The sequence below is a fragment of the Micromonospora sp. NPDC005707 genome, from assembly GCF_040631005.1.
Taxonomy (GTDB): domain Bacteria; phylum Actinomycetota; class Actinomycetes; order Mycobacteriales; family Micromonosporaceae; genus Micromonospora.
Genome location: NZ_JBEXYR010000009.1, coordinates 158,710 through 173,886, shown reverse-complemented (window position 1 = coordinate 173,886; position 15,177 = coordinate 158,710). Strand labels below are relative to the sequence as shown.

16 protein-coding genes are annotated in these 15,177 nt (G+C 73.3%); 8 read left to right on the top strand and 8 right to left on the bottom strand.

All coding sequences use genetic code 11. From position 1 onward, the window contains the following. Positions 1-9: 9 nt before the first annotated feature. Positions 10-1,440 (top strand): serine hydrolase domain-containing protein, encoded by a 1,431-nt coding sequence (locus ABZ452_RS20280; protein ID WP_357944963.1) that lies wholly within the window; start codon positions 10-12, stop codon positions 1,438-1,440. 42 nt (positions 1,441-1,482) lie between these two features. Then, positions 1,483-2,202: a MerR family transcriptional regulator gene (locus tag ABZ452_RS20275; RefSeq protein ID WP_357944961.1), complete on the top strand. Its 720-nt coding sequence runs from the start codon at positions 1,483-1,485 to the stop codon at positions 2,200-2,202. Between the two features lie 137 nt (positions 2,203-2,339). Here the strand turns inward: ABZ452_RS20275 and mshC are convergent, their stop codons facing one another. The 4 genes from mshC to ABZ452_RS20255 all read right to left on the bottom strand — a co-directional run bounded on the left by mshC (position 2,340) and on the right by ABZ452_RS20255 (position 5,868). Further along, positions 2,340-3,578 carry a cysteine--1-D-myo-inosityl 2-amino-2-deoxy-alpha-D-glucopyranoside ligase gene (mshC, locus tag ABZ452_RS20270; protein ID WP_357944959.1) on the bottom strand — a complete coding sequence of 413 codons (1,239 nt, stop codon included), beginning with the start codon at positions 3,576-3,578 and terminating at the stop codon, positions 2,340-2,342. Between the two features lie 67 nt (positions 3,579-3,645). Beyond that, entirely contained in the window at positions 3,646-4,464 is an 819-nt protein-coding gene (locus tag ABZ452_RS20265; RefSeq protein ID WP_357944956.1) for an SCO1664 family protein, read from the bottom strand. Beyond that, complete coding sequence (locus tag ABZ452_RS20260; protein WP_262286146.1) at positions 4,461-5,042, bottom strand: DUF3090 domain-containing protein; 582 nt, start codon at positions 5,040-5,042, stop codon at positions 4,461-4,463. Before ABZ452_RS20260 ends, ABZ452_RS20265 begins: the two co-directional genes overlap by 4 nt. 112 nt (positions 5,043-5,154) lie before the next feature. After that, the gene (locus ABZ452_RS20255; protein WP_357945366.1) at positions 5,155-5,868 is read right to left on the bottom strand and encodes a histidine phosphatase family protein; all 714 of its coding nucleotides are present in this window, start codon (positions 5,866-5,868) and stop codon (positions 5,155-5,157) included. 1,161 nt (positions 5,869-7,029) lie between these two features. On the opposite strand from ABZ452_RS20255, the gene ABZ452_RS20250 reads away from it, so the two are divergent. After that, the gene (locus ABZ452_RS20250) at positions 7,030-7,578 is read left to right on the top strand and encodes a hypothetical protein (RefSeq protein WP_357944953.1); all 549 of its coding nucleotides are present in this window, start codon (positions 7,030-7,032) and stop codon (positions 7,576-7,578) included. Between the two features lie 66 nt (positions 7,579-7,644). Here ABZ452_RS20250 and ABZ452_RS20245 read toward each other — a convergent pair whose 3' ends face one another. Both ABZ452_RS20245 and ABZ452_RS20240 read right to left on the bottom strand, forming a co-directional pair. Continuing rightward, positions 7,645-8,481 (bottom strand): undecaprenyl-diphosphate phosphatase, encoded by an 837-nt coding sequence (locus ABZ452_RS20245; RefSeq protein ID WP_357944950.1) that lies wholly within the window; start codon positions 8,479-8,481, stop codon positions 7,645-7,647. Beyond that, positions 8,478-9,530, bottom strand: a complete 1,053-nt coding sequence (locus ABZ452_RS20240) for an LLM class F420-dependent oxidoreductase (protein ID WP_091265972.1) — start codon at positions 9,528-9,530, stop codon at positions 8,478-8,480. The genes ABZ452_RS20245 and ABZ452_RS20240 overlap by 4 nt, the downstream gene beginning before the upstream one ends. Positions 9,531-9,694: 164 nt before the next feature. Here ABZ452_RS20240 and ABZ452_RS20235 point away from each other — a divergent pair, with 164 nt between their 5' ends. Both ABZ452_RS20235 and ABZ452_RS20230 read left to right on the top strand, forming a co-directional pair. Further along, positions 9,695-10,666 (top strand): aldo/keto reductase, encoded by a 972-nt coding sequence (locus ABZ452_RS20235; protein WP_313721510.1) that lies wholly within the window; start codon positions 9,695-9,697, stop codon positions 10,664-10,666. A gap of 93 nt (positions 10,667-10,759) precedes the next feature. Beyond that, positions 10,760-10,951 (top strand): DUF5703 family protein, encoded by a 192-nt coding sequence (locus tag ABZ452_RS20230; RefSeq protein WP_091265978.1) that lies wholly within the window; start codon positions 10,760-10,762, stop codon positions 10,949-10,951. A gap of 60 nt (positions 10,952-11,011) precedes the next feature. Here ABZ452_RS20230 and ABZ452_RS20225 read toward each other — a convergent pair whose 3' ends face one another. Both ABZ452_RS20225 and ABZ452_RS20220 read right to left on the bottom strand, forming a co-directional pair. Continuing rightward, on the bottom strand, positions 11,012-11,665 hold the full coding sequence (locus ABZ452_RS20225) for a hypothetical protein (RefSeq protein WP_357944946.1): 654 nt from the start codon (positions 11,663-11,665) through the stop codon (positions 11,012-11,014). 60 nt (positions 11,666-11,725) lie between these two features. Beyond that, positions 11,726-13,054, bottom strand: a complete 1,329-nt coding sequence (locus tag ABZ452_RS20220; protein WP_357944944.1) for a M20/M25/M40 family metallo-hydrolase — start codon at positions 13,052-13,054, stop codon at positions 11,726-11,728. 182 nt (positions 13,055-13,236) lie between these two features. Here ABZ452_RS20220 and ABZ452_RS20215 point away from each other — a divergent pair, with 182 nt between their 5' ends. From ABZ452_RS20215 to ABZ452_RS20205, 3 genes are all read left to right on the top strand, one after another. Then, positions 13,237-13,854 (top strand): hemerythrin domain-containing protein, encoded by a 618-nt coding sequence (locus ABZ452_RS20215; protein WP_357944941.1) that lies wholly within the window; start codon positions 13,237-13,239, stop codon positions 13,852-13,854. 74 nt (positions 13,855-13,928) lie between these two features. After that, the gene (locus ABZ452_RS20210; RefSeq protein ID WP_357944939.1) at positions 13,929-14,912 is read left to right on the top strand and encodes a LysR family transcriptional regulator; all 984 of its coding nucleotides are present in this window, start codon (positions 13,929-13,931) and stop codon (positions 14,910-14,912) included. 19 nt (positions 14,913-14,931) lie between these two features. Beyond that, positions 14,932-15,168 (top strand): hypothetical protein, encoded by a 237-nt coding sequence (locus ABZ452_RS20205; RefSeq protein ID WP_357944937.1) that lies wholly within the window; start codon positions 14,932-14,934, stop codon positions 15,166-15,168. Positions 15,169-15,177 lie beyond the last annotated feature (9 nt).

Genomic DNA, 15,177 nt, shown 5'->3' with positions numbered 1-15,177 from the left:
ATCGTCGGCATGAACGACAACAACAGCGCCCTGCACACCGTCGGGGCCCAGATCCGTGAGCAGATTGCCGCCTACTGCGAGTCCCACCACGTCCCCGGGTTCGTCGCCGGCGTCCACCACGCCGGCGAGCAGATCGTCGTCGCCCACGGCACCGCGAACATCGCCACCGGCGCGCCGATGCGCGAGGACACCGGATTCCTCTTCGGCTCGGTCACCAAGGTGCTCACCACCACGCTGGTCCTGCAGCAGGTCGACCGGGGACTGCTGGACCTCGACGCGCCGGTGGCGCACTACCTCCCCGAATTCGCCCTGACCGCACCGGGCGCGGCGGAGAAGATCCTCGTCCGTCACCTGGTCTCGCACACCAACGGCATCGACGCCGACCTGTTCTTCCCGGACGCGGGGGGCAGCGACGCCCTGAAGACCTACGTCGACGGCCTTGCCGGGAGCTGCGGCGCCCTGTTCGAGGCCGGTGAGCGGCTCAGCTACTCCAACGGCGGCATGATCGTCGCGGGCCGGCTGCTGGAGGTCGTGACCGGCCTGTCCTTCCCCGACCTGCTCGCACGCGACGTCTACGGGCCGGTCGGCATGACGGACTCCGGCACTTCGGCCGAACGGGCCATCCTGCGCAGCACGGCCGTCGGCCACTTCCCCGACCCGGAGACCATGGCGGCCCGGCCCACCGGCATGTTCATGCTGCCCGACACCTGGGGGCCGGCCGGGGGCACGCCGATCGGCACCGTCGCCGACCTGCTCGCCTTCGGGCGCACCCACCTGGCCGGCGGCGTCTCCCCCGCCGGCACGCGGGTGCTGTCGACCGCGTCGACCGCGCTGATGCAGCAGGTCGCGTACGACATGGCGACCCCGAACGTCCCGCCGATGGGCCTTGGCTGGGTGCGGTACCCGTTCGGCGACACCACCGTGCTCGCCATGTCGGGTGCCTCGCCCGGCGGCGTCTCCATCCTCTGCGTCGTCCCCGAGCACGACCTGGTCTTCACCGCCTTCGGCAACACCCCGGGCGCGATCCTCCTGCACGACCAGCTCCTCCAGCGGCTCCTGCGGGAGCTTCTCGGCGTCGAGATCCCCGCTCTGGTCACCGCACCGACGCCGGACGTGGACCTCACCCCGTACGTGGGCACCTACCGCTCGAACCAGCTCCGCATCGACGTCAGCGTCGTCGACGGCCAGCTCGAGGAGCGGATGACCTACGAGCCGGCGGACGATTCGCAGGAGCGGATCTTCACCGCGTTCGCCGGCGGCGCGACCTCCGCCCCGCCGCAGCGCTACCTTCCGGTCGGGCCGGGTCTCTTCGCGCCGGTCGGGTACCCGTGGGAGACGTTCGACGGGTACCTGCGACTCCTGCTCGTCTCGTACCACGACGTGATCGACGGCCGGGCGCGCTTCCGCAACGGCGGTGGCCGACTGACCCGGCGGGCCTGACCGCCCCGTCCCGACCCGACCCTCGGTGGAAGGATGTCCGCCATGATCACGATTGGCCAGCTTGCGGAGTACGCCGGAGTGACCGTCAAGGCCGTCCGCCACTACCACCAGCGTGGTCTGCTCGCCGAGCCGGAGCGCGACTCGTCCGGCTACCGGCGGTACACCGCGGAGGACGCGATCGCCCTCGTCAAGATCAGAACCTTGGCCGAGGCCGGGGTGCCGCTGGCCCGCATCGGAGACCTGCTCGACGCCGACCCGGACGCCCTCACGGCGGCCATCGCCGAAATCGACCACGGCCTCCGGGAGCGCATCGCGCAGCTGCGACGGACCCGCGACCAGCTCGCCCAGCTGCGCGGCGGCGACCGGCTCTTCGTCTCCCCGGAGGCCGCCGCCCTCCTCGACGAGCTGCGCGAACTCGGCGTCAGCGAACGCCAGATCCGGCTGGAGCGCGACGGCTGGATCCTCATGCGGACCGCCTCGCCCGAGGATGCCTCCCGGTGGACCGCCGAGAAGCGCGAGCTGCTGATCGACTTGGATTTCCGCGCCCTCTACCTCGACCACGACGCCGCCTACGACTGGTCGCCGGACGACCCCCGCCTACCCGCCCTCGCGGAGCGCACCCGGACCTGGTTCGACGACCGGCACCACCGATCGGAGACGCGCCCCGTCCACAACCCGACCATCGCCCGGCTGGCGGCCCAGTCCCAGCCCGAAGCCTCGTCCCCGGCGTGGGACCGCCTGGCCCGGCTCATGGGCGCCTGAGCCGCCGGGTCGGCCGCGGCCGGCCCCGCTCGGCCGGCCGCGGGGCTGCCGCCAGCCCGACGGTTCGGGACGGCCCTCGCTCGGCCGGCCGTCGGGCTGCGCTGCCGCCAGCCCGACGGTTCGGGACGGAGCCCCCGTCAGAGACGGATGCCCAGGAGCGCGTCGACGGTGTCCGCGAAGAGCTTCGGGGCCCCGGCGTCGTCGGCCACCCCGGCGAGCGCCTGCTCCACCCAGGCGTCCACCAGCGCCAGGGCGCCCGGCGTGTCGAGGTCGTCGGCGAGGCGGGCGCGTACCCCGGCCAGGAGCTCGTCGCCCGACGGGCCGGCCGGCGCGGCGGCAGCCCGGCGCCAGCGGGCCAGCCGCTCCTGCGCCTCGGCGAGCAGCTCGTCGGTCCACGAGCGGTCGCTGCGGTAGTGCCCGCTCAGCAGGGCCAGCCGGACCGCCATCGGGTCGACCCGGTCGGCGCGGAGCCGGGAGACGAAGACCAGGTTGCCCCGGGACTTCGACATCTTCTCGCCGTCCAGGCCGATCATGCCGGCGTGCACGTAGTGGTCGGCGAACGGCGCCTGGCCGGTCAGCCGCTCGGCGTGCGCCGCCGAACACTCGTGGTGCGGGAAGAGCAGGTCGTTGCCGCCGCCCTGGACGGCGATCCGGTCGCCGAGCAGGTTGAGCGCGATCACCGCGCACTCGATGTGCCAGCCGGGGCGGCCGGCACCTAGCTCACCGCCCGGCCAGGAGGGCTCGCCCTCGCGGGCGCCGCGCCACAGCAGCGGGTCGAGCGGGTCCCGCTTGCCGGCCCGGTCCGGGTCACCGCCGCGCTCCGGGAAGATCTCCAGCATCTGCTCCCGCGACAGGTTGGACTCGTAGCCGAACGCGGGGGCCGCGGCGACGTCGAAGTAGACGTCGCCGGTGCCGTCGTCGAGCCGGTAGGCCGCGCCGTCCTTGAGCAGCACGAGCACCTTCTCGGCGATGTCCGGGATCGACTCGACCGCGCCGACGTAGTGCGCCGGCGGGATGATCCGCAGCGCCTCCATGTCCTCGCGGAACAGGGCGGTCTCCCGCATGGCCAGGACCTTCCAGTCCTCGCCGTCGCGCTCGGCCCGCTCCAGCAGCGGGTCGTCGATGTCGGTGACGTTCTGCACGTACCGCACGGTCAGGCCCGCGTCCCGCCACATCCGCTGCACCAGGTCGAACGTGATCATGGTGGCGGCGTGGCCGAGGTGGGTCGCGTCGTACGGGGTGATGCCGCAGACGTACATGCTGGCCGCGCCGTCGGGCTGACTGGGGTGGAGACCTTGCCGCGCCGAGTCGTACAACCTCAGTGGTGTGCCCTTGCCCGGCAGCCGTGGCACCTCATGTCCCGCCCAAGACTCCATGATTGCCAGCCTAACGAGCCGTCAGGCGCTCGGGTGGCGCGCCTCGGGTGATCAACGCGACAACGGCTCACATGGGCGGCCACGGCATGGCCGGCCATTCCTCCGGCGGCAGCGGGAACAGCCCATTCTCCCGCAGCCGGTCCACCCGGGCCGCCACCTCGGCGACCTCGCTGATGGTGAGGTGCTCGGCAAGCTCGTCGCCGAGCGTCCCGGTGAGCTGCCCGGCCAGCCCTTCGAGCATCTCCACCGCGTCCGGCGGGAGCTGCCGGCCGGCCCAGCCCCAGAGCACGGTGCGCAGCTTCTCCTCGACGTGGAAGCAGACCCCGTGGTCGACCCCGTAGACGCGGTCGTCGGGGCCGACGAGCACGTGGCCGCCCTTGCGGTCGGCGTTGTTGATCACGGCGTCGAGGACCGCGAGGCGGGCCAGCCGGGGATCGTCGGCGTGCGCCAGCGCGTACGCGGCCCCGTCGTCGTCGCGCGCCGCGGCGACCGGGAACCAGCGCGGCGGCACCGTCTCGGCCGGCACGAACCCGACCAGCGGCTCGGCGTCCTCCGGCTCGTCGATCCAGAGCTGGCACGAGCCGGGACCGAACGGCCCGTCCCGCAGCACGGTCGGCGGCACCAGATCCCAGCCGGTGGCCTGCGAGACCAGGTAGGCCGAGACCTCCCGGCCGGCGAGCGTCCCGTCCGGGAAATCCCAGAGCGGGCGCTCACCGCGGACCGGCTTGTAGACGCAGCGTGCGGTCACCCCGTCGAGGGTGATGACGCCGCGCAGGGTGGTGTTGGAGGCGTCGACCAGCCGCCCCTCCAGGGTGAGCTCACCGTCGCTGAGCAGTCGCAGCGACGCGGCGCCCTCCTGTCGGGGCTGAAGTTCGGACGAGGTCACCGGTGGTAGCCGTTGTGCCGGGGGCAGAGGTGACCGGCCGGGTCGAGCGGCTGGCCGCAGAGCGGGCAGGGCGGTCGGCCGGCGTTGACCACCCGCCGGGCCCGCTCGATGAACGCGCGGGTCGCCTCGGGGGTCAGCCGGACCCGGAGCCGGTCGAGGTCGTCGTCCGGTTCGTCCGGGTCCTCGTCGGTGTCGTCGTCCGCGTCGCCCAGCTCGACCTCGGCCTCCGCCTCACCGGCGGCGATCGCCTCGATCACCACGGTGGCGGAGTCGACGTCGAAGGCCAGGCCCAGGGTGCCGACCCGGAACTCCTCGTCGACCGGGGTGTCGAGCGGGTCGTTGTCGCCCGTCGTCACCGGGGCCGCCTCCGGAAGCTCGACGCCGAACCGGCGCTGCGCCTCGGAGAGCAACTCCTCCAGCTTCTCGGCGAGCAGGGACACCTGGACCTTTTCCAGCGCGACGCTGACCAGCCGGCCTCCGCCGCGCGCCTGGAGGAAGAACGTGCGCTCCCCCGGCGGGCCGACGGTTCCGGCGACGAACCGCTCCGGCGGCTCGAAGGCGTGCACCTGGTGGGTCATACCCACGACCCTATCCGGCGTGTGGAACCGTCGCGCAGCGCACCGACGCCGAATCCGCCCAGGGCGAAACGCCAGGGCCGCCGCCCGCCGTTCCCGGGCGTGGCGGTGCGGCTCACCGGGTCGCCCCCGCGCCGCCACCCACCGCCGCGTCCGAGTCGGTCGCCCGGGTCGCCCGCCGGCGCCGCTTGCGCGGCGGCGGGACCAGCCCGGCGAGGTCGCCGCCCGTGTCGTTGAGCCGGACCAGGAAGGGCCGCAGCGGCGTGTAGCGGATCGCGGTCACCGACGCCGGGTCGGCCACGATCCGCTGGAACAGATCCAGGTGTACGCCCAACGCGTCGGCCACGATCGCCTTGATCACGTCGCCGTGGCTGCACGCCAGCCAGACCGCCTCGGGCCCGTGCTCGGCGCTGATCCGGGCGTCCCAGGAGCGCACCGCGGCGACCGCCCGCGCCGCCATCGCCGCCATCGACTCCCCCTCCGGGAACACGGCGGCGCTCGGGTGCTGCTGCACCACCGGCCAGAGCGGCTCCTTCGCCAGCTTCTTCAACGGCTGCCCCTCCCAGGCGCCGTAGCCGCACTCGATCAGCCCCTCCTCGACCACCGGCTCCGCCCCGGGCAGGGCCAGCTCCAGGGTCTGCCGGCAGCGGATCAGCGGGCTGGTCACCACCGCCGCGAGGGGCAGCCCCTTGAGCCGGTCGCCCACCGCCGCGGCCTGGGCGCGCCCGGTCTCGTCCAGCTCGACCGGTTGCCGGCCGGCCAGGCCACCGTCGGCGTTCGCGGTGGTCCGGCCGTGTCGCAGAAGCAGAAGGGTCGCCACGCAGACCACCCTAGGCGCTGCCACCCCCTTGATCGACTGCACCACGGGATGTCGCGGTATCGGGGCGAGCCTGTGACCGCGAACACGTCGCCACCCGGAACACCGGACCCGGTCGGGCCGTTGTGCAGAGCGTCGGTGTGCCCAGTGTCCCCGGGCCTCACCTAAATTGCCTTCGCGGAATACCGTTCGGCTGGAGCCGCGTCGCGCCACTCGCCGAGAGGCGACCTGCACACCGACACCTACAGCGCCGCCCGTCCCTCCGGGGCCGGGCGGCGCTGTCGTTTCCACCCTCTCCCCCGGCGCATCCTCACCCCACGGTTCCGGGTTCGGCGTCCGGCTCCGGCGTTCGGGGCTCGGGGTTCGAGGTTCGGGGTTCGGGTCCGGGGTTCGGCGTCCGGCCCCGGCGTTCGGCGTTCGGGGTTCGGCGTCCGGCTCCGCCTCCGGCGTTCGGGGTTCGGGGTTCGGGGTTCGGGGTCTGGGGTCTGGGGTCTGGGGTCTGGGGTCTGGGGTCTGGGGTTCAGCGTTCGGCGTCCGGCGTCCGACGTCCGGCGTCCGGCGTTCGGCGTTCGGCGTTCAGCGTTCAGCGTTCAGCGAGAGGCACCGGCGAGGAGATGCGCGACCGGTACCGCGCCGATCCATCCACGTCATCAAGTTCGTAGCGCCGACACAGGCAGCGTCAGCCTGGGGTGGATGTCCGGTTCGCACGCAACCTCGGTCGCTGAGTGGAACCTCATGTATGTCTCCGGTGCCGGGATACCTCCATAGCGTTCCACCGACCGTCCCGGCCTGCGTGCGGTGTCCGCTTCGCGGGGTGACCGGCGGCATCCCGGCGGCGGAATGGCGGGCGGGTGGGGGTCGTTGTATCCGGGTGAACGACCGAGGACCACGCCCCGCCCGACGGGGTGACCGGCCCGCGTGAACGACCGAGGACCACGCCCCGCCCGACGGGGTGACCGGCCCGGGTGACAGCCCGCCGAGGCGGGACTGCCCGGCCGGGAATGACGGTGGCCCGGCGGTCGTTGTACATGGTCCCGGCGCGACGAAGAGGCTTCGCCCCGCGCGCTGGATCCCCCAAGACTTTCTTGAGCGCCTGACGGTGCTTGCGCACGCCAGTTAGAGCCGACCCCCATCGGCCCGCGTGTGCGCCAACCCCCGAATGGAGCTACCCCCATGAACACGATGCTGCGTAAGAGTGTGCTGGGTATTGCTGGTCTGGCCTTCACCGGTGGGATCTTCGCCGGTCCGGTCGCCGCCCACGCCGACGCTGCCCCCGTGCAGGGCACCACGCCGGCAGCGGTGAGCGTGCAGGGCGCCCAGTCCAAGATTGACCTCAACGGTGAGCAGCTGGCCAACGCCAAGGCGATCATCGCGGCGACGAAGAAGGCCGGCCTGCCGGAGCGGGCGGCGGTGATCTCGATCGCCACGAGCCTGCAGGAGTCGAAGCTGGAGAACCTCGGGCACCTCGGCGACAAGAACGATCACGACTCGCTGGGCCTGTTCCAGCAGCGCCCGAGCTCGGGTTGGGGCACGCCGGAGCAGATCACCAACCCGGAGTACTCCACCCTGGCGTTCCTGAAGGGCCTCAAGCAGGTCGACGGCTGGGACAAGATGCCCCTGACCGACGCCGCGCAGACCGTGCAGGTCTCGGCCTACCCGGACGCGTACGCGCAGTGGGAGCAGCAGGCCACCGACATCGTCGCGCACAACTGGAACAGCTGACAGCCGAACGAACGCTGGCCGGCACCCCCGAACGGGGGTGCCGGCCAGCGGCGTATCCGGATCAGGTCAGGTGGCGTCGATCGTGCCGGTCAGGAGCAGGCAGATGACCAGGGAGCCGAGCGCCACCCGGTAGAGGACGAACAGGTAGAGGGTGTGGTGCGCGACGTAGCGCAGGAGCCAGGCGATGGCCGCGTACCCGATGGCGAAGGCGATCACCGTGGCGACGACCATCTGCGCCACGCTCGGCGCGGCGGTGCCCGGCGCGGACGGCTCGAAGACGTCCGGGATGCTGAACACGCCGGAGATCACCACGGCCGGGATGGCCAGCAGGAACGAGTAGCGGGCCGCCGTCTCGCGGGTGAGGTTGAGCAGCAGGCCGGCGGTGAGCGTGCCGCCCGAGCGGGAGACACCGGGGACCAGCGCGGCGGCCTGGGCGAAGCCCATGATCACGCCGTCGCGCATCCGGAAGTTCTCCAGCCTGCGGGTCTGCCGCCCCCAGTACTCGGCCAGGGCGAGCACGATGGCGCCGAGGATCAGCGTGGTGGAGACCAGTCGCAGGTCCCGGCCGGCGGTGCGGATCTGGTCCTTGAACAGCAGCCCGAAGATGCCGATCGGGATGGTGCCGATGATGACGTACCAGCCCATGCGGTAGTCGAGGCTCGAGCGCACCGAGCGGTCGAACAGGCCGAGGCACCAGGTGCGGACGATCCGCCAGATGTCCTTGAAGAAGTAGATGAGCACCGCCGCCTCGGTGCCCAGCTGGGTCACCGCGGTGAACGACGCCCCGGCGTCCCGGTCGAAGAAGATCGCCGAGGTGATCCGCAGGTGCCCGGAGGACGAGACCGGCAGGAATTCCGTGAGCCCCTGGACGATGCCCAGGACGATGGCCTCGACCCAGGTCACTCGCCGACTCCGGAGAGGTCCAGCGCCTCGGCGACGGTCCGCAGGGTCTGCACGCCGCTGTCCCGGTCCGCCACAAAGAGGGTGACCGAGAGGGTGGTCACGCCGGCGGCGGCGTACTCCCGCATCCGCTCGGCGATGCGCTCCTTCGGGCCGAGCAGCGAGGTGCGGTCGATGAACTCCATGGGCACCGCGGCGGCCGCGTCGCGCTGCCGCTTGGCCAGGTAGAGGTCCTGCACCTCGCGGGCGGCGTCGCCGTAGCCCATCCGGGTGGCGAGCTGGTTGTAGAAGTTCTGCTGCCGGCTGCCCATGCCGCCGACGTAGAGGGCCGCGTACCAGCGGACCAGCTCCGCGCAGGTGGCGATGTCGTCGCCGACCACCACCGGCACGGACGGGACGACGTCGAAGCCGGCCAGCTCCTTGCCGGCCTTGGCCCGGCCGGCCCGCACCGAGGCGAGCTGCTCCTCGGCGAACTCGGGGGCGTAGAAGACGGCGAGCCAGCCGTCGGCGATCTCGCCGGCCAGCTCCAGGTTCTTCGGGCCGACGGCGGCCAGGTAGATCGGGATGTGCTCGCGCGGCGGGTGGAAGCCCAGCCGCAGCGCCTTGCCCGGGCCGTCCGGCAGCGGCAGCGTGTAGTGCTCGCCGTCGTACGCGACCTCCTTGCGGGCCACGGCCAGCTTCACGATGTCGACGTACTCCCGGGTGCGGGCCAGGGGCTTGGCGAAGCGGACGCCGTGCCAGCCCTCGGAGACCTGCGGGCCGGAGACGCCGAGGCCGAGCCGGAACCGGCCGCCGGAGAGCGCGTCGATGGTCGCCGCGGTCATCGCGGTCATCGCCGGGGTCCGCGCGGGGATCTGCATCACCGCGGCGCCCACGTCGATCCGCTCGGTCTGCCCGGCCATCCAGGCCAGCATGCTCGGCGAGTCGGAGCCGTAGGCCTCCGCGGCCCACACCACCGAGTAGCCGAGCCGATCCGCCTCCTGGGCCAGCGCCAGGTGGTCGGCCGGCGTGCTCCACGCCGTCTGGTATCCGAGGCTGAGCCCGAGTCGCACTGGTCCTCCCACCATCCGCACCACAGGTCGCATCAGGTTACGCAATGGAGGTGGTGGCGCGGACCACGGGCTCACCTCGAACACGTCACATCCGCCGGAGGTCGCGCCGGAAGTTGACTGCGGCGAGGATATCCGTGACGCCGGCTTCGAAATAAGGTTCACCCATGCAACAGCGACCGCTCGGCCGAAGCGGGCTGGCGGTTTCGCGGCTCGCGCTCGGCACCATGACCTGGGGACGGGACACCGATGCCGATGACGCGGCCGCACAGCTGAAGAGCTACCTCGACGCGGGCGGCAACCTCGTGGACACCGCCGACGTGTACGCCGACGGCGACGCCGAGTCGGTGATCGGCTCCCTGCTGGGCAGCCTGGTGCCGCGCGACGACCTGCTCATCGCCACGAAGGCGGGGCTGCGGCCGGGCAGCGGCCGGCGCCGGGACGGCTCCCGGGGGCACCTGCTGCGCACCCTGGAGGCCTCGCTGCGCCGGCTCGGCACCGACCACGTCGACCTCTGGCAGGTGCACGGGTACGACCCGGACACCCCGTTGGAGGAGACGCTCTCCGCGCTCGACCACGCGGTGTCCAGCGGCAAGGCCCGGTACGTCGGGGTGTCGAACTTCTCCGGCTGGCAGACCGCCCGCGCCGCCGCCTGGCAGGCCGCCTGGCCGGGGCGGGCCCCGGTGGTGGCCGCCCAGGTGGAGTATTCGCTGCTGGAGCGGGGGGTGGAGCGCGAGGTGCTGCCCGCCTGCGAGGCCATGGGGCTGGGCGTGCTGCCCTGGTCGCCGCTGGGTCGCGGGGTGCTCACCGGCAAGTACCGCAACGGCCGCCCGGCGGACTCGCGGGCCGTGTCGCCGCACTTCGAGCGCTTCGTCGCCACCTACCTGGAGCCGCGCTGCTCCAGCATCGTGGAGGCGGTCGCCATCGCGGCCGGCGGCCTGGGCGTGTCGCCGCTGGAGGTGGCGCTGGCCTGGGTCCGGGACCGGCCCGGCGTGACCGCGCCGATCCTCGGCGCCCGCACCGTGGGGCAGCTCCTCGGGGCGCTGCAGGTGGAGCGGATGACCCTGCCGGAGGAGATCGTCACCGCGCTGGACGACGTCTCGGCGGTGCCGGTGGGCTACCCGGAACGGGACGGCTGAGCCCGTCCGGCCGAGCCCGCCCGGGCGAAGAGGGCGACGCGGGTCACCCTCAGGGGGTGGCGGCGCGCTGCAGGTCTGGGCAGCATAGAGGCCATGGACTACGAATACGCGCCGCTGCGGTTGCCCTCGAACGTCGATCGGTTGACCGCCGCGGCGCAGCTGGCGATCCAGGCGGAGTTCTCCGGCTGGGAACTGGCCCGGGTGCGGCTGTACCGGGACGGCACGCGGCAGGTCATGCTGCGCCGCCGCCGGGTCAACCAGCCGCAGCCGGGCCTCTCCTACTGACGGCCGCCGGGCGGGAGCGTCCCCGGGGCCCGCACACGGTGGGCCCCGGGGCGTCACTGCCTAGTGGGCGTGGTCGTGCTCCTCGTCGAGCTCCAGGAACGGGTGCTCGTCGAGCCGGCCGACCAGCCGGTCGTCGGCGGCCGGCTGGAACGGGCCGACCGGGTCGTCGTCGTCGAAGGACTCCAGGTCGACCGGGGTGCCGACCTCGCTGACCATGACCACACCGTCGAGCGGCTCCAGCTCGGGCACGTCGAGGGCGGAGAGCGAGCCGTCGCCGCTCTGCAGCAGCTCCAGCACGGCCTCGCCGACCCCCTCGACCGCGGCCGGCTCGTCCTCCTCCGGGGTGCCCTCGCGGCGGGCCGCCTCGGCCGCCCGGATCAGCGCGGAGATGCTGGGCACCCGGTAGTCCCGCCGCTGGCGCACCGAGATCACCCGCGGGTGCGGGTCGGTCGCCTCGACGCCCTCGGCCCCGCCGAAGCGCTCGTCAGCCTCGTCCGGGTCGATCGACTCGACGTCCCACGGCGTCACCTCGCCGAACGCGTCGAGCAGCTGCTCGTCGTAGGCGAACGAGGCGTTGTTCAACGTGACGTACGCCTGCCAGACGGCGTCGTCGTCGATCCGGCCCTGGGCGGCGCGGACGGCGGCCAGGTGGGCGCGGGCCGCGTCGATCACCCGCTCGAGGGCGGCGTCCAGCTCACCGTGCTGGTCGGTCATGTGAGGCAGTCCCTTCGCGATGGGGGAGGTCCGGCGCCGGCGGCGGCGCGACGGGCACGGTCAGCAGCTGCGGAGAAAGCGGTCGAGAACCCGCACGCCGAACTGTAGTCCGTCCAGCGGAACGCGCTCGTCGATGCCATGGAACAGGCCGGAGAAATTGAGGTCGGCGGGCAGCCGCAGCGGCGCGAAGCCGAAGCACCGGATGCCGAGCTGGGAGAACGCCTTGGCGTCGGTGCCGCCGGAGAGCATGTACGGCACCGGCCGGGCGCCCGGGTCCTCGGCGAGCAGCGCGGCCGACATCGCCTCGACCAGGTCGCCGTCGAAGGTGGTCTCCAGGGCCGGCTGGCGCTGGATGTACTCGATGGCGATGTCCGGACCGACCAGCTCCCGCAGCTGCCGCTCCAGCAGCTCGCTCTGCCCGGGCAGGCTGCGGCAGTCGATGGTGGCGGTGGCCCGCCCCGGGATGACGTTGTCCTTGTAGCCGGCGGCCAGCCGGGTCGGGTTGGCGGTGTTGCGGATGGTCGCGCCGATGATGTTGGCGATCGGGCCGAGCTTGGCGATCGCGGTCTCCGGGTCGTCCGGGTCGATGTCGATGCCGAGGATGTCGGAGACCTCGGCGAGGAAGGCCCGTACGGTGTCGGTCATCACCACCGGGAAGCGGTGCCCGCCGATCCGGGCGACCGCCTCGGCGAGGGCGGTCACGGCGTTGTCGTCGTGCACCATCGAGCCGTGGCCGGGGCGGCCCTTGGCGTGCAGGCGCAGCCAGTCGATGCCCTTCTCGGCGGTCTCGATGAGGTAGAGCCGCCGGGACTCGTCCACCGAGTAGGAGAAGCCGCCGACCTCGCCGATCGCCTCCGTGCAGCCGTCGAAGAGGTGGCGGTGCCGCTGGGCGAGGAAGTGCGCGCCGTAGTCGCTGCCGGCCTCCTCGTCGGCGGTGAAGGCGAGCACGATGTCGCGGGACGGGCGGATCCCGGCCCGCTGCCAGCCGCGGACCACGGCCAGCACCATCGCGTCGAAGTCCTTCATGTCGATGGCGCCGCGGCCCCACAGGTAGCCGTCGCGGATCTCGCCGGAGAACGGGTGCACCGACCACTCGTCCGGGTCGGCGGGCACCACGTCGAGGTGGCCGTGCACGAGCAGCGCGTCCCGGCCCGGGTCGGTGCCGGGAATCCGGGCGACCAGGTTGGCCCGGCCCGGCGCGGACTCGATCAGTTCCGCGTCGACGCCGACCTCGGCGAGCTTCTCGGCGACGTACTCCGCGGCCTGGCGCTCCCCGACGCTGGTGTCGTTGTCCCCGGTGTTGGTGGTGTCGATGCGCAGCAGGTCGCGGCAGAGGTCCACGACCTCGTCGGTGGGGTCCGGTCGGGCGGAGGCGGGGTCGCTCGTCATCGCTTCTTCATACCAGCAGGGCCGGCCGGGCGGTCGCCCCCGGTCGGGGCGCGGTTTCGCGGATCGCGCGGGCGGGTACCGCCGGACCACCACACCCGTCGATCGGCTGGCCGGTGCTCGTGGCGCGGCGTCCGGCGCGCCGGGCCCGGACGGCCGTGGCCGCCAAGCTCAAGGAGGGCACCATGACCGTCCCCCTGCCGCCGTTGCCGCCCACCGCAGACGACGCGTACCGGCCGGGCGGGCGGAGCCTGGCCGACCTCGTGGACCGGGAGCACCGGGCGCTGCTCGGGCTGGCCGCGCAGGTCACCGACGCGGGCCTGGACCCGGCGCGCCGCCGCGAGGTGCTGGACGTGCTGACGGCCGCGGTGTCCCGGCACCTGTCCGCCGAGGAGCAGTACCTCTTCCCGGCCGCCCGGGCCGCCGTGCCGGAGAGCGGCGACCTGGTGGACCGGGAGATCGAGGCTGACGCCGCCCTGCTGACCGCGCTGAAGGGACTGTCCGGGCCGGACGACCCGGCGGTGGCCGACGTCGCCGAGCGGGTACGCCGGCACGTCAGCCGGGTCGCCGCGCTGGTGACGCCGCTGCGCGAGGTGGCCAGCGACGCCGAGCTGATCCGGCTGGGCAACCGCTGGGAGATCGCCGAGGAGGCCGCGCCGACGCGGCCGCATCCGGGCACCCCGGCCACCCCGCCCTGGAACAAGATCGTCGAGCCGGCGGTGGGTGTGCTGGACAAGGTGCGCGACGTGGTCACCGGGCGGCGGACCCGCCTCGCGGACCTGGAGCGTCCCCGCGACCTCTGACCCCTGGCTCATACAGGTATACCGATGCCCGAAGACCCTTCCGCCCGGCCGTAGGGTGGTCCTACCGTCACCGTATGAATCTGGAGCTGCGACACCTGCGGGTGGTGTGCGCGATCGCGGAGACGGGGAGCGTCACCAAGGCGGCCTCCACGCTCGGCCTGGCCCAGCCGGCGCTGACCGCCCAGCTCCAGCGCATCGAACGGGCTCTGGGCGGGCCGCTGTTCGAGCGGGACCGCCGGGGCGCCCGGCCCACCGCGCTGGGCGAGCTGGTGCTGGACCGGGCCCGGGTGCTGCTGCCGGCCATGAAGGGCCTGCAGGACGAGGCGGCACGCCTGGCCGGGGCGGGCGACCCGCTGAGCCGCTACCGGTTCGGCGGCGTGAACAGCCCCATCCTCGGCCGGCTGGTGCACCGGCTCGCCGCCGAGCGCCCCGACCTGCAGATCACCACGTACGCGTCGTGGTCGGTGGACGAGCTGGCCCAGCTGGTGGCCGGCGGGCGGCTCGACTTCGCGCTCACCGGGGTGTGCGGCGACGCCACCCCGTCGGCGGAGTCCGGGTTGAGCTGGCGGGCGGTGGCCGTCGACCCGGTCTTCGTGCTGCTGCCGCAGACCCACCCGATGGCCGCACGGGAGGAGGTGCGCCTCGTGGACCTGCGCCGCGAGCAGTGGGTGGCCGCGCCCGGGGACGGCTGCTTCGGCGACTGCTTCGCCGCGGCCTGCGCCCGCGCCGGCTTCACACCCCGCAAGGTCTACGAGGCGGACGTGCGGGCCTGCCTCGACCTGGTCGACGCGGGCGAGGCGGTGGCGCTTTGCCAGGCCACCTTCCGCCCGGTGGCCGGCCTGGTGACCCGCCGGCTCGCCGGGGCGCCGCTGCGCTGGCGGCTGCTGCTCGGCTGGCACCCGGACGCCCCGGCGGCCCGGGTCGCCGAGTCGGTGCTGGAGACGGCGGTGGCGGCGTACACCGACGCGCTGGCCAACCACCCGGACTACCTGGCGTGGCTGCTGGCCCACCCGGACTTCGGCGCGCAGCCGACCGCCCCGGGGGTGCGAACCGCCTGAGCGCGGGTATCTGGGCGGCATGACTGATCTGTACCCGGCCGCCGACGAGCGGGAGCTGCTGCGCCAGGCGGCCGCCACGCACACCGCCGCCTCCGCCGACCTGGAGGCGTTCCTGCGCCGGTTGCCGGAGGTGCCCGAGCCGGCCGACATCACCGAGTTCGCCAACCTGCTCAGCCGCGAGGAGCGGGCCCGCGGCGAACGGCAGGACGCGGCCGACGCGGCCGGCCTGCAACTGCCCAGCATGGAATCGGAATAGGGCGACGGC

Bases quoted from the DNA above. Each gene is read 5' to 3' on its own strand.
- ABZ452_RS20280 (WP_357944963.1), top strand. From the start codon at position 10: ATGAACGACAACAACAGCGCCCTGCACACCGTCGGGGCCCAGATCCGT.
- ABZ452_RS20275 (WP_357944961.1), top strand. From the start codon at position 1,483: ATGATCACGATTGGCCAGCTTGCGGAGTACGCCGGAGTGACCGTCAAG.
- mshC (WP_357944959.1), bottom strand. From the start codon at position 3,578: ATGGAGTCTTGGGCGGGACATGAGGTGCCACGGCTGCCGGGCAAGGGC.
- ABZ452_RS20260 (WP_262286146.1), bottom strand. From the start codon at position 5,042: ATGACCCACCAGGTGCACGCCTTCGAGCCGCCGGAGCGGTTCGTCGCC.
- ABZ452_RS20250 (WP_357944953.1), top strand. From the start codon at position 7,030: ATGAACACGATGCTGCGTAAGAGTGTGCTGGGTATTGCTGGTCTGGCC.
- ABZ452_RS20235 (WP_313721510.1), top strand. From the start codon at position 9,695: ATGCAACAGCGACCGCTCGGCCGAAGCGGGCTGGCGGTTTCGCGGCTC.
- ABZ452_RS20230 (WP_091265978.1), top strand. From the start codon at position 10,760: ATGGACTACGAATACGCGCCGCTGCGGTTGCCCTCGAACGTCGATCGG.
- ABZ452_RS20225 (WP_357944946.1), bottom strand. From the start codon at position 11,665: ATGACCGACCAGCACGGTGAGCTGGACGCCGCCCTCGAGCGGGTGATC.
- ABZ452_RS20220 (WP_357944944.1), bottom strand. From the start codon at position 13,054: ATGACGAGCGACCCCGCCTCCGCCCGACCGGACCCCACCGACGAGGTC.
- ABZ452_RS20215 (WP_357944941.1), top strand. From the start codon at position 13,237: ATGACCGTCCCCCTGCCGCCGTTGCCGCCCACCGCAGACGACGCGTAC.
- ABZ452_RS20210 (WP_357944939.1), top strand. From the start codon at position 13,929: ATGAATCTGGAGCTGCGACACCTGCGGGTGGTGTGCGCGATCGCGGAG.
- ABZ452_RS20205 (WP_357944937.1), top strand. From the start codon at position 14,932: ATGACTGATCTGTACCCGGCCGCCGACGAGCGGGAGCTGCTGCGCCAG.